General features: G+C 46.5%; 21 protein-coding genes. 7 read left to right on the top strand and 14 right to left on the bottom strand.

The genetic code is table 11. The annotated features are described in order from the left end of the window. Complete coding sequence (degS, locus tag A6E01_RS01965) at positions 1–1,083, top strand: outer membrane-stress sensor serine endopeptidase DegS (protein ID WP_065209450.1); 1,083 nt, start codon at positions 1–3, stop codon at positions 1,081–1,083. 56 nt (positions 1,084–1,139) lie between these two features. Here the strand turns inward: degS and parC are convergent, their stop codons facing one another. The 6 genes from parC to nudF form a co-directional block, all read right to left on the bottom strand. Beyond that, positions 1,140–3,392 (bottom strand): DNA topoisomerase IV subunit A, encoded by a 2,253-nt coding sequence (parC, locus tag A6E01_RS01960; protein WP_017026819.1) that lies wholly within the window; start codon positions 3,390–3,392, stop codon positions 1,140–1,142. A gap of 2 nt (positions 3,393–3,394) precedes the next feature. Next, on the bottom strand, positions 3,395–5,275 hold the full coding sequence (parE, locus tag A6E01_RS01955; protein ID WP_017026818.1) for a DNA topoisomerase IV subunit B: 1,881 nt from the start codon (positions 5,273–5,275) through the stop codon (positions 3,395–3,397). A gap of 328 nt (positions 5,276–5,603) precedes the next feature. Beyond that, positions 5,604–6,191, bottom strand: coding sequence for an esterase YqiA (gene yqiA, locus A6E01_RS01950; protein WP_170961716.1), 588 nt, complete (start codon positions 6,189–6,191; stop codon positions 5,604–5,606). A gap of 6 nt (positions 6,192–6,197) precedes the next feature. Next, complete coding sequence (gene cpdA / locus A6E01_RS01945; RefSeq protein WP_017031325.1) at positions 6,198–7,016, bottom strand: 3',5'-cyclic-AMP phosphodiesterase; 819 nt, start codon at positions 7,014–7,016, stop codon at positions 6,198–6,200. Positions 7,017–7,049: 33 nt separating this feature from the next. Beyond that, on the bottom strand, positions 7,050–7,490 hold the full coding sequence (locus A6E01_RS01940; RefSeq protein ID WP_017026815.1) for a DUF1249 family protein: 441 nt from the start codon (positions 7,488–7,490) through the stop codon (positions 7,050–7,052). Further along, positions 7,472–8,107, bottom strand: a complete 636-nt coding sequence (gene nudF, locus A6E01_RS01935; RefSeq protein WP_017026814.1) for an ADP-ribose diphosphatase — start codon at positions 8,105–8,107, stop codon at positions 7,472–7,474. Before nudF ends, A6E01_RS01940 begins: the two co-directional genes overlap by 19 nt. A gap of 261 nt (positions 8,108–8,368) precedes the next feature. Between nudF and tolC the strand changes: the two genes are divergently transcribed. Continuing rightward, entirely contained in the window at positions 8,369–9,685 is a 1,317-nt protein-coding gene (gene tolC / locus A6E01_RS01930; RefSeq protein ID WP_017026813.1) for an outer membrane channel protein TolC, read from the top strand. A gap of 75 nt (positions 9,686–9,760) precedes the next feature. Here the strand turns inward: tolC and hldE are convergent, their stop codons facing one another. From hldE to A6E01_RS01915, 3 genes are all read right to left on the bottom strand, one after another. Next, on the bottom strand, positions 9,761–11,191 hold the full coding sequence (gene hldE / locus A6E01_RS01925; protein WP_017026812.1) for a bifunctional D-glycero-beta-D-manno-heptose-7-phosphate kinase/D-glycero-beta-D-manno-heptose 1-phosphate adenylyltransferase HldE: 1,431 nt from the start codon (positions 11,189–11,191) through the stop codon (positions 9,761–9,763). Positions 11,192–11,271: 80 nt separating this feature from the next. Next, the gene (gene glnE, locus A6E01_RS01920) at positions 11,272–14,136 is read right to left on the bottom strand and encodes a bifunctional [glutamate--ammonia ligase]-adenylyl-L-tyrosine phosphorylase/[glutamate--ammonia-ligase] adenylyltransferase (protein ID WP_065209449.1); all 2,865 of its coding nucleotides are present in this window, start codon (positions 14,134–14,136) and stop codon (positions 11,272–11,274) included. A gap of 113 nt (positions 14,137–14,249) precedes the next feature. Beyond that, positions 14,250–15,767, bottom strand: a complete 1,518-nt coding sequence (locus A6E01_RS01915; protein WP_065209448.1) for a CYTH and CHAD domain-containing protein — start codon at positions 15,765–15,767, stop codon at positions 14,250–14,252. Between the two features lie 187 nt (positions 15,768–15,954). Here A6E01_RS01915 and A6E01_RS01910 point away from each other — a divergent pair, with 187 nt between their 5' ends. The 3 genes from A6E01_RS01910 to A6E01_RS01900 all read left to right on the top strand — a co-directional run bounded on the left by A6E01_RS01910 (position 15,955) and on the right by A6E01_RS01900 (position 18,713). Further along, positions 15,955–16,635: a TIGR00153 family protein gene (locus A6E01_RS01910; protein ID WP_017026809.1), complete on the top strand. Its 681-nt coding sequence runs from the start codon at positions 15,955–15,957 to the stop codon at positions 16,633–16,635. A 44-nt stretch (positions 16,636–16,679) separates the two neighbouring features. Then, positions 16,680–17,945: an inorganic phosphate transporter gene (locus tag A6E01_RS01905; protein WP_017026808.1), complete on the top strand. Its 1,266-nt coding sequence runs from the start codon at positions 16,680–16,682 to the stop codon at positions 17,943–17,945. Between the two features lie 156 nt (positions 17,946–18,101). Further along, the gene (locus A6E01_RS01900; RefSeq protein ID WP_017026807.1) at positions 18,102–18,713 is read left to right on the top strand and encodes a TIGR04211 family SH3 domain-containing protein; all 612 of its coding nucleotides are present in this window, start codon (positions 18,102–18,104) and stop codon (positions 18,711–18,713) included. Between the two features lie 213 nt (positions 18,714–18,926). Here the strand turns inward: A6E01_RS01900 and A6E01_RS01895 are convergent, their stop codons facing one another. Beyond that, positions 18,927–19,751, bottom strand: coding sequence for a general secretion pathway protein GspB (locus A6E01_RS01895; RefSeq protein ID WP_017026806.1), 825 nt, complete (start codon positions 19,749–19,751; stop codon positions 18,927–18,929). Continuing rightward, on the bottom strand, positions 19,751–21,382 hold the full coding sequence (locus A6E01_RS01890) for an ExeA family protein (protein ID WP_017026805.1): 1,632 nt from the start codon (positions 21,380–21,382) through the stop codon (positions 19,751–19,753). The genes A6E01_RS01895 and A6E01_RS01890 overlap by 1 nt, the downstream gene beginning before the upstream one ends. A gap of 167 nt (positions 21,383–21,549) precedes the next feature. Here A6E01_RS01890 and A6E01_RS01885 point away from each other — a divergent pair, with 167 nt between their 5' ends. Beyond that, the gene (locus A6E01_RS01885) at positions 21,550–22,782 is read left to right on the top strand and encodes a multifunctional CCA addition/repair protein (RefSeq protein WP_017026804.1); all 1,233 of its coding nucleotides are present in this window, start codon (positions 21,550–21,552) and stop codon (positions 22,780–22,782) included. Positions 22,783–22,858: 76 nt separating this feature from the next. Here A6E01_RS01885 and A6E01_RS01880 read toward each other — a convergent pair whose 3' ends face one another. From A6E01_RS01880 to folB, 3 genes are read right to left on the bottom strand one after another with little or no spacing between them, the layout of a single operon-like run. Beyond that, positions 22,859–23,662 carry an undecaprenyl-diphosphate phosphatase gene (locus tag A6E01_RS01880; RefSeq protein WP_017026803.1) on the bottom strand — a complete coding sequence of 268 codons (804 nt, stop codon included), beginning with the start codon at positions 23,660–23,662 and terminating at the stop codon, positions 22,859–22,861. Beyond that, a complete protein-coding gene (gene folK, locus A6E01_RS01875; protein ID WP_017026802.1) occupies positions 23,659–24,168 on the bottom strand; it encodes a 2-amino-4-hydroxy-6-hydroxymethyldihydropteridine diphosphokinase in 510 nt (169 codons plus the stop codon). Before folK ends, A6E01_RS01880 begins: the two co-directional genes overlap by 4 nt. After that, positions 24,165–24,524 carry a dihydroneopterin aldolase gene (gene folB, locus A6E01_RS01870; protein WP_017031336.1) on the bottom strand — a complete coding sequence of 120 codons (360 nt, stop codon included), beginning with the start codon at positions 24,522–24,524 and terminating at the stop codon, positions 24,165–24,167. The genes folK and folB overlap by 4 nt, the downstream gene beginning before the upstream one ends. A gap of 172 nt (positions 24,525–24,696) precedes the next feature. On the opposite strand from folB, the gene plsY reads away from it, so the two are divergent. Next, entirely contained in the window at positions 24,697–25,290 is a 594-nt protein-coding gene (plsY, locus tag A6E01_RS01865; RefSeq protein ID WP_017026800.1) for a glycerol-3-phosphate 1-O-acyltransferase PlsY, read from the top strand. Positions 25,291–25,326 lie beyond the last annotated feature (36 nt).

Genomic DNA, 25,326 nt, shown 5'->3' with positions numbered 1-25,326 from the left:
ATGCTGAGATTATTATTACGCTCTATTTTACTTGGGTTGGTTGCAGCCGCCTTGGTAATTGCTGTGGTACCTGACCTGCGTAGTAAAATCATACCAGCGCCAACCGAACCTCATGAAGCGCTAGTCGCATCTGGCCCAATTTCATTCAACCAAGCAGTGAGGCGTGCTGCCCCTGCGGTGGTCAATATCTACAGTCGCCAATACTCTGAAGACAATCGCAGTAAGTTAAAAACCCAAGGCTTGGGCTCCGGCGTGATAGTGAATGACAAGGGTTATATCATTACCAATTACCATGTGGTCGCCAGTGCCGATCAGGTAATCGTTGCCCTACAAGATGGTCGAGTGGCCAGTGCTCAATTGATTGGCCAAGACAGACGAACCGACATTGCGGTATTACAAATCTCTATGTCAGATCTCCCCGTCATACCTCTAAATCCAAACTATACGGCAAAGGTCGGCGATATTGTGCTTGCCATAGGTAACCCCTATAACCTTGGGCAAACCACCACCTTTGGCATTATCTCAGCCACTGGACGCTCGTCTATTAGTACCGATGGAAGACAGGCCTTCATTCAAACCGATGCAGCAATTAATGAAGGTAACTCAGGTGGAGCTCTGGTGAACTCTCAAGGCGAGCTCGTCGGAATCAACACTGCTTCCTTCCAGCAAGCCACCGATCTTGAAACTTACGGCATCTCCTTTGCCATTCCGCAAAAGCTCGCAACGAAGATCATGAATAAAATCATTGCTGATGGCCGTGTCATCCGCGGCTATATTGGTGTTGATGGACAAGACATCAGCTCTATGACCAACCGCTTACTCGCTGGCAATTTCACTGGTGGAATCATTGTCCTTGGTGTTGAGCCTGAAGGACCGGCAGATAAAGCCGGCATCAAAGCACAAGACATCATAGTAAAAATTGGTGATATGGTTGCAGACAATAGACAGAACGTGATGGATGCGGTGACGGATGCTCGCCCTGGCGCTGAAGTACAAGTGGTGGTGGTGAGAGATGGAAAACAAATAGAGCTAACCGTTGAGATTGGTGAAGACACCAGAAACTTCACTCCCCAAAAACAGTAACCAATAAAAAAACCGCCTCGGCGGTTTTTTTATTAATGGAGTTAAGCCAGAGTAGCTTACTCTTTGGTTTGCACTTCGATCTCAGTCACTCGCTGCAGACCGCGCGGCAGCATTGCACCACGACGCCCTCTTTCGCCCCTAAAGTTTTCAAGGTCAGCCGGTTTCAGACCAAGCTTACGCTTACCCGCGTACAAAGTAATAGTCGCGTCAGCAGGTATAGAAATCAGCTGAGTAACGAACTCCTCTCTGCTCTTCGCTTTTGCAGAAGGGATATTGATGATCTTATTGCCCTTACCCTTACCCAGTTGCGGCAGATCTTTTATTGCAAAGATCAGCATGCGGCCAAGGTTAGTGATCGCTAAGATTTCATCGCTATCAAGGTCTGATATCGCACTTGGTGACATGATCTCAGCCGCCTGCGGTAAGTTAACTAAAGCCTTACCACTGCGGTTTTTCGACAGTAGGTCACTACCGCGACAAACAAATCCATAGCCGGCATCCGAACCTACTAGCCATAGCTGGTCATCATCCCCCATCAGAACCTGTCGAATACTGGTTCCAGTGGAGATATTCAAGCGCCCAGTAATCGGTTCGCCCTGACTTCTTGCGGAAGGCAAAGAATGCGATTCCAATGAATAACTTCGCCCATCTGAGCCTAGGAACACCGCCTGCTGATTACTCTTACCTCTTGCTGAAGTAAGGAACTTGTCACCAGACTTATAGTTCAGAGTAGAAGCATCAACCTCATGACCTTTGGCATGACGAATCCAGCCCTTCTCTGACAAGACTACGGTGATGGGTTCGCTTGGCAGTAGATCTTTTTCTGTCAGTGCTCTTGCTTCTGCACGCTCAACAATTGGAGAACGGCGATCATCACCAAATTTATCGGCATCTGCTTGAAGCTCCTTCTTAAGAAGCGTATTCATGCGTCGTTCAGAGCCAAGTAATAGTTCTAACTGCTTGCGCTCTTTTTCTAGCTCATCTTGCTCACCGCGGATCTTAAACTCTTCCAATTTCGCCAATTGACGTAATTTGGTGTCCAAGATGGCATCCGCTTGAATCTCAGAAAGCTCAAAGCGAGACATCAATACTGCTTTTGGATCATCCTCGGTACGGATAATCTCAATCACTTCATCTATGTTCAGGTAGGCAACTAATAAGCCTTCAAGAATATGCAAACGCGCCATGATTTTATCAAGGCGATACTGCAAGCGGCGACGCACTGTGGCACGACGAAACTCAATCCACTCTTTCAGAATCTGAACAAGGCCTTTCACCTGAGGTCGTTTGTCTAGACCAATCATATTCAGGTTAACGCGGTAGTTCTTCTCTAAATCCGTTGAAGCGAATAAGTGATTCATTAACTGATCACAATCCACACGGTTTGAGCGAGGCACGATAACAATTCGTGTTGGGTTCTCATGATCAGATTCGTCACGAAGATCGTCCACCATAGGCAGCTTCTTCGCGCGCATTTGATTCGCTATTTGCTCAAGCAGTTTAGAACCCGAAACCTGATGTGGCAGAGCGGTAATGACGACATCACCGGCTTCTTTATGCCATACCGCGCGCATCTTAATGCTGCCGCGCCCAGTACGATAGATCTTCTCAATATCGGGCTTTGGCGTGATGATCTCAGCTTCTGTTGGATAATCTGGCCCCTGCACAAATTGCATAACATCTGACAATTCCGCTTTGGGATTATCAATCAAGGTCATGGTAGCATCGGCCACTTCACGCACATTGTGTGGCGGTATGTCGGTTGCCATACCAACGGCAATACCGGTAATGCCGTTAAGCAGAATATGCGGCAGGCGTGCAGGCAACATTTGCGGCTCTTTCATAGAACCATCAAAGTTCGGCTGCCATTCAACCGTGCCTTGACCTAATTCGCCAAGTAGCACCTCTGCAAACTTAGAAAGCTTAGACTCAGTGTAACGCATTGCAGCGAAGGATTTCGGGTCATCTGGAGCACCCCAGTTACCCTGTCCGTCGACGAGCGGGTAACGATAGGTAAATGGCTGCGCCATCAATACCATGGCTTCATAACACGCTGAATCACCGTGTGGATGGTACTTACCGAGTACGTCACCCACGGTACGTGCTGATTTTTTATATTTAGCTGAAGCCGATAAGCCTAGCTCTGACATCGCATAAATAATACGGCGTTGAACCGGCTTTAAGCCGTCACCGATGTATGGCAATGCACGATCCATGATCACGTACATTGAATAATTTAAATAGGCGTCTTCGGTGAATTTTCGCAGCGGAAGCTGCTCTACGCCATCATATGTAATCTCGTTCGACATTCTTATACCTCGGCCATATCGCCGTTACTTTGCAGCCAATGACGGCGATCGTCCGCGCGTTTCTTGCCCAACAGCATGTCCAGCATTTCCATTGTCTGCTCATCATCATCTATCGTCAGTTGCACTAGACGACGAGTATTAGGGTCCATAGTAGTTTCACGAAGTTGCAGTGGGTTCATTTCACCCAAGCCTTTAAATCGTTGCACATTGATCTTGGCTCGCTTCTTACTTAAACGCTCAAGTACCCCTTCTTTTTCGTCTTCATCAAGGGCATAAAACACCTCTTTACCACAATCAATTCTGAACAACGGTGGCATGGCAACGTAAACGTGACCAGCACGCACTAGCGAGCTGAAGTGACGAGTAAATAGAGCACAAAGCAGGGTTGCGATATGCAGTCCATCAGAGTCCGCATCCGCTAGGATACAGATCTTACCGTAACGCAGACCATCTAGGCTTTCGGTATCTGGGTCGATACCAAGAGCCACGGAAATATCATGTACCTCTTGCGAGGCCAGTACCTGATCAGCACTGACTTCCCACGTATTAAGGATCTTACCGCGCAAGGGCATAATGGCTTGAAACTCGCGATCGCGGGCCTGCTTAGCCGAGCCACCCGCAGAGTCCCCCTCCACCAGGAAGAGTTCTGTACGAGCCAAGTCTTGTACTGAGCAATCGGTCAATTTACCAGGAAGTGCAGGGCCGGAGGCTACCTTCTTACGCACCACTTTTTTGCTTGCTCGCATGCGGCGATGCGCATTGGCAATACACGCCTCAGCTAACTGTTCAGCAATATGCGGAGTTTCATTCAACCAAAGGCTGAATCCGTCCTTTATCACACCAGAAACAAACGCTGCGCATTGACGTGAAGAGAGACGTTCTTTGGTTTGTCCTGCGAACTGAGGGTCTTGCATCTTGATCGATAGCACGTAAGAACAGCGCTCAAAGACATCGTCACCGGTCAGTTTTACGCCACGAGGAAGCAGGTTGCGGAATTCACAAAATTCACGCATCGCATCCAGCAGTCCCTGACGTAGACCATTAACATGAGTACCACCCTGAGAGGTCGGGATCAGGTTAACGTAGCTCTCTGTGATGAGTTCACCACCCTCTGGTTGCCAGATTATCGCCCAATCCGCGGCCTCAGTTTCTGCAGAAAACTGACCGGTAAATGGGGTTTCTGGCAGCAGTGTGTACCCTTTAACGCCTTCAGCTAGGTAATCTTTTAGACCACTTTCGTAATACCACTTATGATCTTTACCGTTCACTTTGTCGCTAAAAGTGATTTCAAGACCGGGGCACAGAACCGCTTTCGCTCTTAGGTTGTTGATCAATCGAGTGACTGAGAAATTGCCCGAGTCGAAGTATTTGCTGTCAGGCCAGAAGTGAACGCTTGTACCACTGTTGCGTTTTCCGCAAGTGCCAACCACGGTCAGGTCTTGTACTTTGTCGCCATGCTCAAAAGCAATCTGATATACCTGACCGTCACGACGAACATTCACTTCAACGCGCTTAGATAGTGCGTTTACAACAGAGATACCCACGCCGTGCAAACCGCCAGAGAATTGGTAGTTCTTGTTGGAGAACTTACCACCCGCATGCAGCTTACATAGAATAAGTTCAACACCCGACACGCCTTCTTCGGGGTGAATGTCCACCGGCATACCACGACCATCATCAATGACTTCTAGAGATTGATCAGGATGAAGAATAACTTGTAACTTAGACGCATGCCCTGCTAACGCTTCATCGACACTGTTATCGATAACTTCTTGCCCAAGGTGGTTGGGACGCACAGTGTCGGTATACATGCCCGGGCGACGGCGGACTGGCTCTAGGCCATTTAAGACCTCTATCGCCCCAGCGTTATATTGTTCAGTCATAATTTGAAAATTTACTCTTGGCGTTGTTAAACATCGCTTCTCATCAATGAGAAAAGTCGCAACCTACTTGGTTGGAGTGTTTCTGTGTATCGAAACTCAGAAACCCTGACTCGCACCACATCGGGTGCAAATAGCTGTTTAGCGTTGAATGTAGATGAATTGAGTTTGGAGTGTTCGTAAGTCTTCCACAAACCGCGATACAACTTGGCTACATTACATAGTCTGGCGCTGTGGCAGTTATGTCAAGTTTGCACTGACTTCCTGATTAAAAAGCATGATGATTGTGTGCTATTCAGGCAATTCACATGCAATGAGTTTAAGGTTTAGCCTAGAGTTGAAGAAACTCTACTATCGCGCTTGGGTAGCGCTCAAACCCCACAAAGCTATGATTGCCGCCCTCTTCGACGGTCTGTTTGCACCCGCGGTATTTATCTACCGCCTGCTGGTAGTTCAGAACTTCATCCCCTTGTTGCTGTAGCAACCAAAAATCAGACGTGTTGTTGATCTCTGGCACATCTATAGCTCGAAGCTGCTCAACATGCACAGGTTCTAACAGGTACTTTTCTTGAGTATATGGGTTGAGCTGTGGTCCAAGAAAATCTTGCAACAGTTCATAAGGCTTAACTGCTGGGTTTACCAATACCGCTTTGAAGCCGTACTTTTTGTTGAGCCACGTCGATAAGTAGCCCCCCATAGAGCTTCCCACTAGGCCCACTTGATAGTCTAAGGTCAGTTCATCACACAACTGCTCGAGCATTTGAACACAAGACTCAGGATAAACGGGCAATTGAGGTGCGACAAAGCGAATATCTGGCCGATACTCAGCGCAGAACTCAGCCATTACTTGCGCCTTTAAAGACTGCGGAGAGCTATTGAAGCCGTGCAAATAAAGAAGTAGTGCTGGCTTGGGCTGAATGGGCATTTAGTACCCTTCAGCCTCGAAATCAGGGATAAAACACCCCTCTTCAAGTCGATGCACTTGTGACTCTAATTGACCATCTTTATGCAGTTGCAAGTGACGCCAACCTGGAGACAAGGTATCGAGAGCAAATTCATCGTTGTTTGCTTTAAATTGGATACACGTTGAAGGGGTCGCCAACACTCGAACACCATTGTGCTCTTTTTCAAAGTCTTGATGCACATGCCCACCCAATACTGCACGAACATTTTGGTGTCGTCCTAGCACTTCCCAAAATTGATGAGCGCGTTGCAGTTTGTGCTGATCTAACCAAGCACTACCAATCGGCAGTGCATTGTGGTGCAGCAATACTAGAGTATGTCGCTCTGGAAATTCAGCCAGTTTATTGTCGAGCAATTCGAGCTGATCTGTCTCAAGATAGCCGTGCGGCAGGCCCTCAACTTGGCTGTCTAGCATGATAATTTGCCAGTATTCGCCAGCGAGCACATGTCCTACTTCTTGGATCTGAGGTGACGGTAATACAGTGACCATATTCGACTTTTGGTCATGGTTGCCAGGCAGCCAATAGCATTGCTTCTCAAGGGGTTTGATTCCATCAGCAAAGCGAGTATAGGAAGCTGCAGAGTGATCTTGAGAGATATCTCCTGTCGCCACAATCGCGTCAAACTCAACATTTCGTTCGACGATATCGTTTACAGTTGCAATGAAGCTCTGGCCTGTATTAACACTTAGCAGACATCCTTCGTCATCAGCGAATAAGTGTGTATCTGTAATCTGTACTAATTGGACGGTCTCTTCCGTCGCAACTATCTGTGGTTCCACAATCTGTCTTTCCAATATTATTTTTGCCTGAGCTCACAGTAAGGGCTCTCTACTGATACCCATTTTTAGGCAGAATGTCAGCCAGTCTCCAAGGAATTGATTGAGCTGGTGCTTTTCATCCTTCTGCATCATTTTTTTGTTGGGGTAATCGTATCTTGCATGAATTACCCTCATTTTTTCACTTGCACACACTTCTGCAACCCTTGCGTCGTGATATAAGCGCACAGTCATGTGCGGAAGTGGAAAAGTGGGAGCTTCATCACACTGAAACACATCAACTAAGGTCGTATAGCGCGTTATCTCGAGCACATTTATCTGATAAATCTGAGATTGAACCTGATAGGTTCTCTTGTTTCCAACTTCAGGTTGACGAGGAAGCAGAGCATTTAATTTGGCGTAGTTGGTCTCGTACAGTCGCATGAGCCCTGCAAAATCAACATGATAATTTGAACCCACTAGCCTTGAACTGCCCATTGCGCCCTCAGTTGTTGGTGATTCAGCATCAGCCATTGAATCGTAATAATTGATGCTGCGTTCTCAATTGTACCATTTTTAACCATCTCATAAGCTTCCTCTCTGGTCAAAATATGAACACGAATATCTTCACCTTCTGACTCTAATCCAAACACACCTGCTGATGTGGGTGCTTTGACCTGCCCGATAAACAGCTCCAATCGCTCCGAGCATCCACCGGCGGATGGATAATAGCCACTAATGTGCTGTATATGGGTCACATCAAGGCCAGCTTCTTCCACCGCTTCTCGTTTCGCCACATCTATAGGGTCTTCACCCTCTTTATCTAGCATTCCAGCGACGATTTCTAACTGCCAAGGTCTTGCCTCTCCCAGAGCGCCCACTCGAATCTGCTCTACCATGACCACCTGATCAGTCACCGGGTCGTAAGGCAACATAGCAACGGCATGCCCCCGCTCAAACAGCTCACGCTCAATCTCTTCACTCCATCCACCAGCAAACAAACGATGGCGAAACTTCACTTTGACTAGGCTAAAAAAGCCTTTAAACAAGGTATCAGTCGCAAGGATTTCAACGTCATCATTGTGAAATGTAGGATAGGAGCTATCGTTGGACATAAAGGTTCTCTGCAGTAAGTAATTGAACAAACCTATCAAGTGTAGACAGCGTTGACCATCAAATTACTCCCACGTCTTCAGAAAGATTACCGCAGCCTTATATTAGATCATGAAAGTTTTGAGCTAAGGCATGTAACAATAGGGTTTTTATTCGTTTTTGTAGTACTCTATACAAGACTGTGTAAAATCGACTCACATAGAAACACAGAACTATAATCTAGTTATTAAACACGAATTTAAGTAGCAGGAAGAGTTACGACAATGAAGAAAGCGCTGTCCATTTTAGTATCAGCTTCACTAGGTGGGTTATCTTTACCCGTCATGGCGGAGAATCTAGCTGACGTATACAATCAAGCCAAGAATAGCGATCCAACGCTTTTACGTTCTGCAGCTCAACGTGACGCAGCTTTTGAGTCCGTCACCTCATCGCGCAGTACCTTGCTACCTCAAATTAACCTTACAGCAGGATACAACGTAGGAGAGTCCTACACTGGCGCTGAAACCAATGCCTTCACTGCAGGTATCGGCCTTAGCCAAGAGCTTTATCAACGCTCTAGCTGGGTAACACTCGAAACTGCAGAAAAAAATGCACGCCAGTCTGACTCTGCATACGCAGCGCAACAGCAAGACCTTATTCTACGAGTAGCAACAGCTTACTTTGAAGTACTGCGTGCCCAAGACAGTCTAGAGTTTGTTCAAGCCGAAAAAAGTGCGGTTGAACGCCAGCTTGACCAAGAAAAGCAACGTTTTGAAGTAGGCCTATCTGCCATTACAAACGTTCATGAAGCGCAAGCGGAATACGATAGCGTTCTAGCAGAAGAAGTTATTGCACGAAACAACTTAGTCAACAGCTATGAAACACTGCGAGAAATCACAGGTATCGGCCATAAGAACCTAGATATTCTTGATATCGAGCGCTTCTCAGCATCTAAATCAGATAAGTCAACCGATGCACTTGTTGAGCAGGCTCAACTGCAAAACCTAAGCTTACTCGCAGCTCGTATCAGTCAAGACATCGCTCGTGATGATATTCGTTTAGCGAGTTCAGGTCATTTGCCATCCCTAACCTTTAACGCTGATGCTGGATACGGTAATGGCGATATTAGTGGTGTTGATGTTGATGATACTAACTACAATCTAGGTATTAACCTTTCTGTACCTCTTTATACTGGTGGCAACGTGAGTTCTCAGGTTAAACAAGCTGAGTACAACTACGTAGCAGTCAGTGAAGACCTAGAAGCCTCTTACCGTTCAGTAGTGAAAACTGTACGTGCATCAAACAACAACATCGATGCGACAATTGGCTCTATTCGTGCATTCGAGCAGTCTTTAATCTCTGCTGAATCGGCGTTGGCCGCAGTTGAAACTGGTTATGAGGTTGGTTCGCGTACTATCGTTGACGTCCTAGACTTCACTCGCCGTGTGTTTGAAGCCCAACGTAACCTATCTGATGCTCGTTACAACTACATCATCAGTGTTCTGCAGCTAAAACAAGCAGTCGGCACTCTTAACGAACAAGACATTCTTGAGATAAATAACGGCTTGATTGCTTCAAAAAAAGATCCACTAGCATCATAATCTAACGCTAGTAAGTGATTGAAATTAAAAAGGGCTGGTCATTGACCAGCCCTTTTAGTTTATAACGAAAAAGAGTTATTCCTTCCCACCTTTAATCGCTTCAATAATTTCCGTTGTCGAACAACCATCTTCAAAGTTGAGTACTTCTACTCGGCCACCCGCTTCGATCACTTCTTTGCCACCCGCAATCTCTTCCGGCTTGTAGTCGCCGCCCTTAACCAATAAGTCAGGGAGGATCTCTGAGATGATGCGCTGTGGAGTGTCTTCAGAAAATGGGACCACCCAGTCTACCGCGCCCAAGCCTGCCAATACCGCCATGCGTCGATCCGTTGGATTCACAGGTCTAGCAGGGCCTTTCAAGCGTTTAACTGAATCGTCAGTGTTCACCGCGACAATAAGGCGCTGACCAAGCTCGGCAGCATGGTTGAGGTATGAAACGTGGCCAGCGTGCAAGATATCAAAGCAGCCATTGGTCATCACAACCTTCTCACCCTTGGCTTGTGCTTTTTTCACTGCCTTAATCAGCGCAGCTTCGCCAATCACTCCATAGTCAGTATCCTGCGAGCCATGTACAGCCTCTGCAAGCTCGATAGTAGATAGAGTTGAAGTGCCTAGCTTACCGACAACAACACCCGCAGCGGCGTTAGCAAGCGCACAGGCTTCGTCTAGAGGCTTACCTGCCGCTACAGAAGCAGCCAATACAGAAATTACCGTATCTCCGGCACCAGTAACGTCATACACTTCTTGAGCTTGAGTTGGAAGATGGAATGGCTTCTCACCGCGGCGCAATAGCGTCATGCCATGCTCACTGCGAGTAACCAATAGGGCTTGCAGATCAAACTGCTCGATCAACGCTAACCCTTTTTCAGCCAATTCTTCATCGTCTTTCACCGAGCCGACAACGTGCTCGAATTCAGACATATTAGGTGTAAGCAAAGTCGCACCACGATAGCGCTCAAAATCAGCGCCTTTAGGGTCGACAAATACAGGTACGCCTGCATTGTTTGCTTTATCTATCATTGCACGTGAATGCTCTAAAGCACCCTTTGCATAGTCAGACAAGATCACCGCCTTCACAGTACTTAAAGATAAGTCCATACGGGACAAGATCTGCTGTGAATCGACCAGCTCAAATTTATCTTCAAAGTCTAAACGAATCAGCTGCTGACCACGACTCATCACACGAAGCTTGGTGATCGTTGGATATTCAGGAAGAGAAACAAAGTCACACTGCACTTTAAGCGCATTCAGTTTCTCAGTCAGCACTCGTGCTGGCTCATCGATACCCGTTAAACCTACAAGATGAGTGCTTCCTCCTAGTGCTGCAATATTCATTGCAACGTTCGCAGCACCACCAGGTCGCTCTTCATTGTTTTCGACTTTAACCACAGGTACAGGTGCTTCTGGAGAAATACGTCCAGTAGGACCATACCAATAGCGATCTAACATGACATCACCGACAATTAGAACGCCCGATGTACTGTAGTCGGGAAGAATAGGCTTCATATAGGTTCCGTTAAGAATTTTTGTTTACAATTCTAGCATAGCTAGGGATATATCAAAGTGGCGCTAACCATTTGAGCGATTTAACTTTGTTGCGCTTCTTTCATCCATTCACACCACATATCAATCACCCAATGACGCTGCTCAACAAACTTATCTAAAGCAACATCAGCATCAAGATTCAGAAGATTGCGTCGATGAGTTTCATTGCGCATCGACGTATAAGCATCAGTTAAGTACTTAGCTTGCTCAAGTGAAAGTATCTCGACATCAACCAAGCTCTCAAGGATTCGTACATTATCAGACCATTTCACCAAACTGGGGTGCTGATGGGAGTAATTGAGCACCCAATATTGAGCCAAAAATTCAATGTCAGTGATCCCACCAGGGTCTTGCTTAAGCATGAATCTATCTTTCTTTTTACCACCTAAGTGATCGCGCATTTTCTCACGCATTTTGACCACCTCGTCTCGCAACTGACTCTGCTCACGAGCTAAGCAAAGTACTTTATTTCTAACTTTAGCAAAGGAATCGACCAGGGTCGCATCACCATAAATAGGGCGAGCACGAACAATGGCTTGATGCTCCCAAGTCCACGCCTCTGTAAGTTGATACTCTTCATAAGACTCTATGGGGCTTACCATCAAGCCCGATGCTCCTGAAGGTCTTAAACGCGTATCCACTTCATAGAGGATTCCTGAAGCGGTTCGAGTTGAGAACAGATGGGTTATGCGCTGCGCAAGGCGAAGATAGAACTGTCTGCCATCAATAGACTTTTCTCCATCGGTATAAGCGGACAGTGGGCAGTCGTGGACAAACACAATATCAAGATCAGAGTTGTACCCTAGCTCCCATCCGCCGACCTTTCCGTAGCCAAGTACTGCAAACCCACGACCATCACGATTTTGTAAGTGATTGGGCTCGCCATATTTTGCCGACATCTGATGCCACGCTTGATTGACAACTTGTTCAACAATCGCCTCGGCTAGATAGGTTAAGTGATCACTCACCTGCATAACCGGTAATACACCGGCAATATCTGCGGCAGCAATGCGCAAAATGCAAGTTTGCTTAAACTGGCGCAACGCCTCCATTTGTTGCTCCATATCCTCTTCAGGGATACGGGCAAGATAATCTCTTAATTCTGATTTATAGCTACTTAGCTCAACGGGTTTATACAACTGCTGGGGATCTAGCAGTTCATCAAGCAATATAGGATAACGGCCTAATAACTCTGTGATCATTGGGCTTGCCGTACAAAGCCTTACTAGCTGGTCAAGGGCCGCTGAATGCTCATCAAGCAACTCAAGATAGGTAGTTCGAGTGACGATCTTAGACAGTACAGTCAATACCCGCTCTAAACCGAACTCCCCCTCTGGATGATTCAATACTGCGTGCAATAACTTAGGCATTAGATGCCCTAGGACTTCTCGCCCTCTAGGGCCTAAGGTCTTTTTACCAAGGTCAGTTTTAAAGTTGCACAAGCTAGTAGAAAGCTCAGAAAACTGCTTTTCTTTTACATCGATAGACAGCTCTTGCAAGATGTTGATTACCTGCTCCGGCTCTTTCGCTAAGCTCCACATTTCCGCGTAAACAGAGTCAACTTCCTGACCCTGCTCTTCTTCATCGCCAATTAACGACTCGAATACTTGGTGCACATTTGCCATGTGCGCATTCAATTCGGTCTGCATTTCAAGATAACTACTAAACCCCATCACAACCGCTAATTGTTTCTGGCTCTCTTCATCATCAGGAAGGGTTTGCGTTTGCTTATCTTCCATCGCTTGGATGAGGTTCTCAAGGCGACGCAAGAACTTGTAGGCCGACGTCATGCCATCGACATCACTTGGCTCAAGTAGGTGTTGTACCTTTATTGCTTCCAAGGTTTCAAGTAGGCCTCTACCGCGCAGGCTTGGCTCTCGTCCTCCACGAATTAACTGGAAGACCTGAGCAATAAACTCAATTTCACGAATCCCACCAGGCCCTAGCTTGATATTGTTGGTGAGGCCACGTCTGCGTACTTCACTGCGAATCATCGCCTTCATGCGGCGTAGTGATTGGATAGCGCTAAAGTCGATATATCGGCGAAACACAAATGGACGCAACATCTGTCTTAGTTCCTGATACTGAGGATACATCTCACGGCCCATGACCCTAGCTTTGACCATAGCGTAGCGTTCCCAATCACGCCCTTGCTCTTGGTAGTAGTCTTCCAAAGCGGCAAAGCTCATCACTAGTGGACCACTCTCACCAAAGGGGCGCAGTCGCATATCTACGCGATAACAAAAACCATCAATAGTGATTTGATCCAAAGACTTGATCAGGCGTTGCCCGAGGCGAGTAAAGAATTGTGCGTTGGCAATTGAGCGCCTAGCTCCTTCAGTTTCTCCATTTTCGGGATAGGTAAAGATAAGATCGATATCGGAAGAGAAATTCAGCTCTCCTCCACCGAGTTTACCCATACCGATGATCAGCATAGGTTGCTCAATGCCTTGTGCATTTTTGGGCGTGCCCCATAGGCGAGCGCAGTCTGCATAATGCCAAGCGTAACTCTCGAAGATCATCGCTTCTGCCAACATAGAGACATGGGAAAGACTTTGCTCAACCGACCAACTTGCCACAATATCGCGCCAAGCAATAGTGATAAGCTCATGATTACGAAAGAACCTAAGCACCTTCATCACCGAATTTTCATCATGGCATTCGGCCAAGCGTTGTTGAAGGTCATCTCGATAGTGATCGCATCGCTCATCACTATCGAGCATATCAGGAAGTAGCTTTAGTAAGGACTCATCACACAGCAGTCGTTCATAGATAAACGAGCTAAACTCGACCACCCTTTGCAATTCTTCTAGCCTTTGCGATGACCACTGTTCCATAACAGAAGGATACTTCTCGCTAAGCTGTTGATATCTATTTATTTCGACTGGTTCTAGATGGGAATGCATGAGGGCTCCATTGTTGCGTCCAAGCAATATTAACTAGAGCATAAAAAAGCGCTTACCCTAGGGCAAGCGCTGTGACACTGAAATGTGTTTCAATACATAGGAAACTGTGGAATCTATGACTTCCAGTAAGGCTGAACTTCCATACACATGGCTCTGGTTTGCTCCATGGCATGCAATATAGAAGCTTGCTGACGCTCTAACCAACGCTGCAACTGCTCTTGCTCTTCACCCTCAAGTTGACCTACCAACTCACGCACTGGCGCTAGAGTAAGAAGTTCATCTATCCCTTGTGATAGGTCCGCCCATGGTAAGCGAAAGGCTTGACGCATTTCCTGATCGTAGAGCGCTGCAAAGCAGATCCCCGAAAACAGGCTTCTATTGAGATGGTAGTGCTCATCGATATAGTCTTCTGGTGTAAGAGTTTGCTCAACTGGGAAAGCACTGACTAATTCAGCCCAGGTGCGATCCAGTTGGTTTTGAGAAAAGCTCACTAGATTGCCAGACATCGCATTGCTCGCCTTCTCATCCAAGAACGGCTGCCAGCCCTTGGTTAATACCCATCGGCTTAAGTCGAGAATAATGCCCGTATAACGAGCCGACTCGAGTAGCTGTAAAACCTCGTCCTCAGACGGCAAGTCATTGCGCATAACTTTTAGTTGCTTAACCAGTGCCTTTTGAGCATCCAGTTTACGCAGGGCATGGCCTCTGTCTTCTGTTAGGTCATCCAGATAATCTGCCGACTTTATCCAATCCAGCTCTTGCTCTAGCCACTTGAGTTCTTGCCTCAAAATGGCACTGGCGCGCCTCGGAACGATGCCACCAAACACAGCAAGGGTTTGTCTCACAAAGCTCAATGAATAACAAATCTCATGCAGACAATCCATAGAAGGCGATTCTACATAAGCTTGTTCATGATAGAGCCAATGTGCCAGCGCGTATTCCAACGATTTAATGAAGCAACTTTCTACATTGTCTTGTTGAGTCACCGCTACCAAGCCCAGAGCCTTAGTTTCACTACCGGTAAACCCTTGAGCGAGACGATAGCCGCGAGCGGCCTTGCTGAGGTTACCAAGACGCATACCGCCGTCTTCACACAGCTGTCTTGCTAAAGTAAACAAAGCATCGGTTTGACCTGACTTAAGCTCAAGCTCTACCTCACAGATAGGAGATCGCTTTTCGCCAGCTACAACGACACCTTGGTCAAATGCAACCTCTACCTGGCTACCATCAGCCATACCCACCAGCCATAGCTCACGGGTAAAATTGGTCGCAAATAAAGGCTGTAGCTGTTCGCCAAGCTCTTGCACACTGCGGCCTTCAGGCCAGATCTCTTCTGGGTGTAAGGATACGTCAGGATCATCACTGGTGTGCTCTGCGTTATACTCGGGGCGCTGATGCAAACCGGCCACGACTCGGCCTGAGGTTTTCACCGTTTGCACATAGACATCATCAAAGCGGCGAATGCGCATTCCTATGTCGTGTTCACGCAACCAGTTATCTGGAGTATCAAAATAGATATTGCCGAGTTCTCGGCTACTATGTTGAAGAATTTTGTTGTGCGGAATTTTCTCTCTCAGAACTTCTGAGAATTGTGGTGAAACAAAAAATTTCAGCTCTATTTCAGTTTCCATAATTCACTCATAATCGACTGTCTATTGCAGATTAAGTCGAAAAGAGTTTATCAGCAAGTGACATTCCCCTGATCTAAATCACGAAAAAAAGCACATTTGTGCACTTTTAAGTCACGGAAACCCTTTTAATACGAAAAAAACCTATTATAGTTACACCCCAGCATGACAATCACATGACAATACAAATATGCCAGTCAATACCATCATGGGTTTATTCGCAAAATCGCCAATAAAACCGTTGCAACAACACGGAGCGAAGGTTTACGAGTGTGCTTCACTTTTGCCTGAATTCTTTGCTGCCTCTAATGCCAATAATTGGGAAAAGGCGGCCGATTACCGTCAACAAATATCTACATTAGAAAAAGAAGCTGACACCCTCAAGCGTCAGATTCGTTTGCACCTACCTACTGGCCTATTCATGGCATTTGATAGGGGTGACCTGTTGGAGTTGTTAACCCAACAAGACAAAGTAGCCAACATTGCTAAAGACATCTGTGGCCGTGTTCTAGGCCGAAATCTACTTATACCTGAAGCTTTGCACGAAGAATTCTTAGTGTACGTAAAACGTTGCTTGGATGCTGTAGGGCAAATGCACAAGGTAATTAACGAGTTAGATGAATTGCTAGAGACAGGCTTCAAGGGACGTGAAGTGGATTTGGTAGAGTCTATGATCGATGAACTCGATCGTATTGAAGACGATACCGACCAAATGCAAATAGATTTGCGCCGAAGCCTCAGAGATATTGAAGATCAATACAATCCAATTGATGTGATGTTCTTGTACAAAATCCTCGAGTGGGTTGGTGGAATAGCGGACCAAGCACAGCGTGTTTGTGCTCGTCTAGAATTGATGATTGCGCGTAGCTAATCATTCTCCACCCCATTTAACTAATTAATATCAAAGGATATTTAATGGATATTCTAGCTAACTACGGCACAATACTTTTGATTGCTGCTGCCGTATTCGGTTTTATGATGGCTATCGGTATCGGTGCCAACGATGTCGCTAACGCAATGGGTACCTCGGTAGGTTCTAAGGCGTTAACCGTAAAACAAGCCATCATCATCGCAATGATTTTCGAGTTCGCCGGTGCCTATCTTGCCGGTGGTGAAGTAACTGACACTATTCGAAAAGGTGTTATTGATACCACTCTATTCGTCAATAGTCCTGATTTACTGGTATTTGGTATGATGTCAGCGTTGCTGGCAGCAGGTACTTGGCTATTACTTGCCTCTTACATGGGCTGGCCTGTATCAACTACTCACTCCATCATTGGTGCCATTATTGGTTTTGCTATGGTTTCAGTGGGCTCTGAAGCGGTAGATTGGGGATCAGTACAAGGTATTGTGGGTAGCTGGGTTATTACACCATTTATCTCAGGTTTATTTGCCTACTTTATTTTTATCAGTGCGCAGAAATTCATATTTAACACCGATAAACCTCTGCAAAACGCGAAGAAATATGTGCCTGTATACATGTTCCTAACCACGATCGTTATTGCACTAGTTACGATCAAGAAAGGCCTAAAACACGTGGGCTTACACCTATCAAATGGTGAAGCTTGGTTCTGGTCAGTTGCGGTATCCTTGTTGGTTATGTTCATCGGTTATCTATACATTCAAAAACGCTTCCAGCTTGATGATGAAAATCATGAACACAGCTTTACGGGTGTAGAGAAGGTATTTAGCACACTAATGGTAATCACCGCTTGTGCGATGGCATTTGCTCACGGTTCAAACGACGTTGCAAATGCGATTGGTCCACTATCGGCTATCGTTTCTACCATTGAAAACATGGGCGAAATTGCAGAGAAGACGACAATCGCTTGGTGGATTCTACCACTGGGTGGCGTTGGTATCGTGGTAGGTCTTGCGACTATGGGTCACAAGGTAATGTCAACGGTAGGTACAGGTATCACTGAACTTACCCCTAGCCGCGGCTTTGCAGCTCAGCTTGCAACTGCAAGTACTGTAGTACTGGCTTCAGGTACCGGCTTACCTATTTCAACCACACAAACCTTAGTGGGTGCGGTACTAGGTGTTGGCTTTGCTCGTGGTATCGCAGCCCTTAACCTTGGCGTTGTTCGCAACATCGTAGTGTCTTGGGTAGTGACGCTTCCAGCCGGTGCATTGCTTGCTATCGTCTTCTACGAAATCATGTTGATGATTTTCGTCTAGGAAAAATATCAAGTGTCTGTCATATTTTGACAAACTTACGTTAGAGAGGGGGCATTGCCCCCTCTTTTAGTTGCAGGCAACCTCGAATCTACTTACTATTTAGGCATTGACGGAATGCCATTCCTCACCTGAATTTGATTTTCTGAAGGACGCACAGTGAAAAAACTTTTTTTAATCGCTCTTGCTGCTGTGATGACAGCACCAGCGGCGTGGGCTCAGACTCGCTATATCTCTGACAACCTATTTACCTACATGCACTCGGGCCCGAATGCACAGTACCGAATCATTGGTAGCGTAGATGCGGGTGCAGCAGTCACTCTAGTTCAAACTAATAAGAACAGTGGTTACACTGAAGTCGTTGATCAGCGTGGTCGTAAAGGCTGGGTAGAATCAAAGTACGTAACCAACACAGAAGGCATGGCAACACGTATGCCTCGTCTAGAGAAAGAGCTTGCACAAGTGAAAGCTGAGCTGGCAGGCTTTAATGAGCAAGCAGAGCAAGAGCAAGAAGGCTTAGTGCGCTCTCTAGAAACGCGTAACTCGCAGATTTCTGAAATGGAAGTGAATTACAAAAAGGTGAGTGATCAGCTGCTTTCTGCGCAAACTGAAGTTCGCGAACTTCGCGCTCGCTTAGACACTCAAAAAGAAGACCTTCTGTTGAAATACTTCATGTACGGTGGCGGTGTAGCCGGCCTAGGTCTACTGTTTGGTCTATTGCTTCCACACGTTATTCCTCGTCGTAAGAAGTCTCCTAACGGCTGGGCATAATACCAATCGTACTAAATAACTGATCACCCTAGCTGGTTAAAACACTCGATACCTGCGTTAGAATTTTTGATTGTAGAATAACTACTTATCGAAAAATCCTGCCTTGTTCTCGAGTATTTTTCCTTCGCTATTTCTGAACACTTACTTAGTCTGATTGGTATAAACCCAATCACACAAAAAAAGCTGCCATTGGCAGCTTTTTTTATTGTTGGCTTATCCTTGCCAATCGTAAAGGGCGGGGATCTCTATTTTCTCCCCAGAGAACTCAACCACGATATAACGTGGGGCTATCTCTACTATCTTGATATCGCCATCAATGGAATCCCCTTCTTGAACTTCACTACCATTCACTTTCACCCAGCGATGCTTTGGATTACTGGCGTACATGTGAGTTTGTAGGTTCAGCGCAGGTAAGCGTCCTCTAAAGCGCTCACTGTCTTTGTCTAGCTCTGTCACTCGAACATTGCTCAGCTCATCTTCATTAATTTCATCCACTTGATAGTTGGATGGATTATCAAGCACACTGGCGACGCTGCTGGCAAGCTCTGGAGATAACCCGGAAAGGTCTAACTCAGGTAAGCTCCACTCCCCTTCTGTCCTCACAGGCTCTGGTAGGGGCGTATTATCTACTGTCATTACTGGCTGAGGCGCAGGGCGAGATGAAGATGCTACTACCTGAGTTTGTAGCACAACTCTAGGCAAAGGCATAAGCGCAATTGGCGCTGTTGCCGGAAGAAAGGTCACATCCAAACTAGGCTCGATAACTCGGGTTACCTCGCTGTCCAAAGAGCGATCATCACCAATGAAGCGACTAAGAGATAGTGTCAGACTCTCTGCCAACCCTTGAGTCAGTGAAGAATCTGCTAACATAGCATGCCCTGTGACACCTAAACCTAGCCCAGCGACTATCGCAACCACCAATCGTGCTTTGCCGAGACCCGATTGGGTTCTCAGCGTAACGTTAGGCATATTCGTCAATGTAGAAGTCTGTTCAAATTGCTTTTGAGATTGCTCAAGAGCCTTCAATACTTGTGACATTACAATCCCTCCCTGACATCACCCAGTAACCTAGGAGCATTTTCACTGGTCAATCTATCGAGCTGTCGCAAGGTTCGATTTCCTGCAACTCCGTCAGCATCAAGCCCTTGCCAGGATTGAAATGCTGAAACTCGCTTTTGCATAGCATCGTTGTAGACTGCCGTGTTTAAAGGTTTTGCATTTAACACTTTGGCCAGAAGCTCATCAAGAATCTGAACTTGCTCCCCTGAGCTATTCAGTTTTAGGGTTTGCAGTATTTCGCTGTACCACAAATACCTAAACTGCCCTTTCCAGTGCTCATCTAACCATGTGATCGGCAACTGGACTCGCTCTCCGGCAAGCAACAGTTCCACACTGTCACTATTAATACTTCTTAATACCGCAAAGTAAGGCTGCTGCTGTTCATATAGGGTCAGCACAACGGGTCTGTTGGACGCGACGATTTCTGGAAGGTCTGCTGCGCCCTGAAAGCAATGAAATGGAGGCTGAGTACCATACTCGCAATCTGCATCAACAATTGAGGCATTGTACCCCCACAAGCGATACAGAGACTGCATGGCGCTCATTGGAGAGCGGCTCTGCTCTATCAATTGAACAAAACGCTGCTGCTTTGTATTCGCTAGCTGATTTAACTCATCCATTTCGCTTTGCACTTGCTGAGCTTGCTGTTGCTGAACTTGATGCTCAGTCTGCAAATGCTGCCACTGTTGCCAAGCCGTCAAACCGGCATAAGAGCTACCCGCTACCACTAGCGCGAGTAAGGTCGGTGATAGCCAGTTATTCGAACTTGATTTTATAGGCTGTGATTGATGAAGCGCAGGGGCCTGATAAGCCAACACATCCTCACTCGCTTTTATCGCTACCTTATGGTCAACAGATCGCTGCTGAGTCAGCATCGCGTAATGCAGGGCTTTATCACAGATTAAATTAATAAGGCGCGGAATGCCTTGTGAGTGAGAGGCGATAATTCGAATCGCCTTATCAGAGAATAGTGCATCGTTCACGCCGGATATGCGCAGGCGAAATCCAATGTAATCCGCTATTTCTTTCTCGACTAGCGGTAGCAAGTGATAGCGCCCGGTAATACGCTGCGCCAACTGTCTCAGTTCTATGGTTTGCAGCTTATGCTGCAGCTCAGGTTGCCCCACCAGCAACACCTTGAGTAATTTATGGCTGTCCGTTTCTAGGTTGGTCAGCAAACGCAATTGCTCCAGCACTTGCCGAGACAGGTGTTGCGCTTCATCAATTAGCACCAAAGTCTGTAAGCCTTTCTGATGATTATCTAAAAGGTAGTGATTGATGATTTGAGAAAGCTGTTTGAGGCTTGTGGGCTGCTCATAAGAAAGCGAGAACTCATCACAAATCGCTTCAAGGAGCTCTATTTCAGAAAAGGTGGGGTTAAGGATTAGGCCTGCGACCCAGTTACCCTCAAGGTTGGCTAACATCGCCTTAGATACAGTAGTTTTCCCTGTTCCAACCTCGCCCGTCAGCATAGCAAAACCGCCTCCACTATTGAGGCCAATCTGCAGGTGAGACAAAGCCTCACGGTGACGTGCACTCAAAAACAGGTACTTTGAGCTGGGAACAATTGAAAACGGCTCTTCTACAAAGCCAAAATAATCCTTATACATTCAGAACTTCTATCGACACTTCTTTTTCTATTACGGCCAAGCTACCATTGAAACAAAGAAAGTAAAGTAAACCTTTGTAGGCAAGTGATACCAATGACGGTGTATTGGGTTCTAGATATACTATTCACATCATTTGCTCGAATATGCCGTAAAAAGAGGAAAATCAATTGCAAACCTATCTAGTGGGTGGCGCTGTCCGAGATAAGCTACTGAATATCGACAACTACGACCAAGACTGGGTGGTGGTTGGTGCTACACCACAAACGCTGTTGAGCCTAGGCTATCAAGCGGTGGGCAAAGACTTTCCCGTCTTCTTACACCCAAAAACCAATGAAGAGTACGCGCTCGCTAGAACCGAGCGAAAATCAGGTACTGGCTACACGGGCTTTGATTGCCATTTTGCCGAGGACGTCACCCTTGAAGAAGACCTAATTCGCCGTGACCTCACTATCAATGCCATGGCGCAAGATAGCAGTGGCGAGCTCTATGACCCTTATGGTGGGCAACAAGATATTCAAAACAAACTGCTTCGCCATGTATCTGATGCCTTTGTAGAAGACCCTCTGCGAGTGCTTAGAGTGGCTCGTTTTGCCGCAAAACTGCATCATCTTGGATTTAGCGTTGCCGAGGAAACACAAACGCTCATGAGCGAGATTGTAAAATCTGGAGAACTGGAAACCCTAACAGCAGAACGTGTATGGCAAGAGTGGCAAAAATCGCTGCTGACCCAAGATCCTCAAATATTTGTTCAGGTTCTGCAAGATTGCGGCGCACTAGAGGTTGTCATTCCAGAGTTGAGCCGGTTGTTTGGGGTTCCGCAAACGGAAAAATGGCACCCTGAGATTGATACGGGCATTCATACCATCATGGTGGCTAAACGCGCCTCTGAACTCACCGCCGAGCCAGAGATCCGCTTTGCCGCTCAAATGCATGACCTAGGCAAAGGTGTGACGCCAGAGCAGGAGTGGCCAAGCCACAAAATGCATTGCCATACTGGGTTAAAGATCATAGAGAAACTCAGCAAGCGCCTTCGAGTTCCCAATCAATATAAAGAACTGGCACTGCATGTCTGCAAGCAACACTCCAATATCCATAGAGCTCAAGAGCTCAAGGCCTCGACCCTGCTTCGAGTACTGGATAGCTTTGATGTGTGGCGCAAACCCGCTGTACTCGAGCAAGTATTGATTACCTGCCAAGCAGACTCACAAGGCCGCCTAGGGCATGAATCCACGTCGTATCCGCAGCGAGATTACGTTAAGGCGGCCTATCAATCCGCTATATCGGTTAACGTGCAGCAAGTAATTCAGGGTGGTTTTTCAGGAAAAGAGATTCGTGAGGAGCTTAACAGGCGCAGAGTGGATGCTATTGATGAGATAAAACAAGGCTGGCTTTGGGATTAGATCTCTTCTTCCAACCACAAAACACAGACAAAAAAATCCCCGCTCAAAGCGGGGATTTTCATAATGAAATCAGAGTCTACTGACTCAGCAGGAATGCAAACAGGCCTGCACCCAATAGCAATCGGTAAATCACAAATGGGGTCATACCCATACGAGAAATCAGCTTCAAGAAGTAGTGGATACAGATATAAGCACTAATAAACGACACCAGAATACCGGTACCCAGTACACCTAAGTGCATTGGCTCAGGGCTAAGCGCTAGCTTAGTACCAAGGTATCCACCCGCCAAGGTGATGATAGGAATAGACATCAAGAAAGAGAAACGAGCGGCAGCTTCACGAGTAAAGCCAAGGTATAGAGCTGCGGTAATCGTTGCCCCTGAACGAGAAGTACCCGGGATCATCGCCATCGCCTGAGCGATACCAATAACCAGCGTTTTCTTCCAGGTCGCTTGGTACTCATCAATCTCAAAGCTTGATGATTTGTCAGCGTGCCACAGTAAAAGACCAAAGATAATCGTGGTACAAGCAATAACCCAAGCACTGCGCAGGTAAAGCTCAATAAGATCGTTTAGGAATAATCCGGCAAGACCTGCAGGGATAGTGGCAAGGATAATCATCCATGCGAGCTTAGACTCCTTGTTGTGTTGCTGCTTAAACACCGAACCAAAGAATGCACGTAACAGAGTCACCACTTCATTTCTAAAGTAAAGAACCACAGCCAATAAGGTACCCACGTGCACCGCTACGTCAAAGGCTAGCCCTTGATCTTCCCAGCCTAAAACCGCTGAAGGCAAAATAAGGTGAGCAGAGCTCGAGATTGGTAAAAATTCAGTTAGGCCCTGAATTAAGGCCAGCGCAAAGGCTTCAAAATAACTCATTGATAATCATCACTTAGGTTTAAAGATGTAGCGGTAAGATTGGACATACCGCCTATAGATTTAAATTCTTGTTGCCAAATTTGCCTTACAGAACGTCCATCACAAGGAACGATCAGGTCAGGGCAAAGCTCATATAGGGGCTGAAGTACAAAATTGAACTTGAAGATATCGCACCTTGGCAACTGAGGAGACTGTTGTGATGTCTCCTCGCCAAATAAAAGAATATCGATATCAAGTGTACGATCTTGCTTTTTTGCCGCATTTTCCGGTCGGCCATAGGCCACTTCTAAGGCTCGCAATCGACGTGAGAATTCAGGCAATGCCAAATCTGTATCAATGCCGATCACGAAGTTATAAAACTCCGCCCCTTCAAAACCGGCGGCTGGGCATCGGTAAATCGTTGAGACTTGAAGGTTAGCACCTAAACGTTGCAACTCTATGATCGCCGCATGAGCGTGTTTATCACGCTCTATGTTTGTCCCAATACCTAAGTAGGTTTGGGTCACAGCGTGCCTCGCTCAATAACCACACCAACGCTACTCGCTTGTGGAACCGCGCCAGGCTTACGCAGCTTGATTCTCAGCCAAGGTACATTAAATTGATTCATGATTAATGCAGCGACTTCTTCTGCAACTCTCTCTACTAATAGAAAGCGGCCATTTTGAATATGAGCGAGCACCGCTTGGCTTACCGAAAAGTAATCCAGAGCGTCTTCAACATTATCACTATTACCAGCGGGCTGATTGTTATGGGCCATCTCTATATCAAGCACTAGCTTCTGCTTGATCTCTTGCTCCCAGTCATACACGCCAATGGTAGTAATTACCTCAAGCTGTTCAATGAAGACTCTGTCCTGATTCATGATTTCGATTCCTTTAGTGCCTCTTTCTGCAACTTATGCACGTAAACTTAGCGCAATTACAAAGATTGAGGTCGGATAAGCCAAAAGTATAAAAAAACGTAATATACTACATCAAATACCCAACTATCATCCTGAATAAAGCGGTAATCGCTACAAAGTGTAAAGGATCTCTATGTCTGCAACGGTTCTACTCATGATCATCTTGGCCTATCTGTTAGGCTCGGTGTCGAGTGCCGTCTTGATTTGTCGTGTATTTAAGCTTCCAGATCCCCGCACTGCTGGCTCCAATAACCCAGGCGCCACCAATGTGTTACGAATTGGCGGGAAGCTACCTGCCGCACTCGTACTCGTGAGTGACATGGCTAAGGGAACCATACCGGTCTGGTCTGCTTATTACTTGGACATAGAACCCGTTATGCTGGGACTAATCGGTATATCCGCTTGTATTGGCCATATCTACCCCATCTTTTTCCACTTTAAAGGGGGCAAAGGCGTAGCAACCGCTGTTGGCGCTATTGCACCCATCGGCTTTGATTTAACAGGCATGTTAATGGGGACTTGGCTGGTTACCGCTGTTATCTCGCGATATTCATCGTTGGCTGCACTTGTGACTGCACTGGTCGCTCCGTTCTATACCTGGCTTATCAAACCGCAATACACCTTACCTGTAGCTATGTTGTGTTGCCTTATCATTTGGCGTCATCAGGAGAATATCAAGCGTTTGATGGCGGGGAGTGAACCTAAGGTTGGCTCAAAAAAAAAGTAACCATTGAAGCAAAAAAACAGCCTAAAGGGGCTGGTT

Source organism: Vibrio breoganii (genome assembly GCF_001677275.1).
GTDB classification, from domain to species: domain Bacteria; phylum Pseudomonadota; class Gammaproteobacteria; order Enterobacterales; family Vibrionaceae; genus Vibrio; species Vibrio breoganii.
The sequence above is the reverse complement of the archived record's forward strand: the minus strand, read 5'-3'. Positions and strand labels throughout refer to the sequence as shown.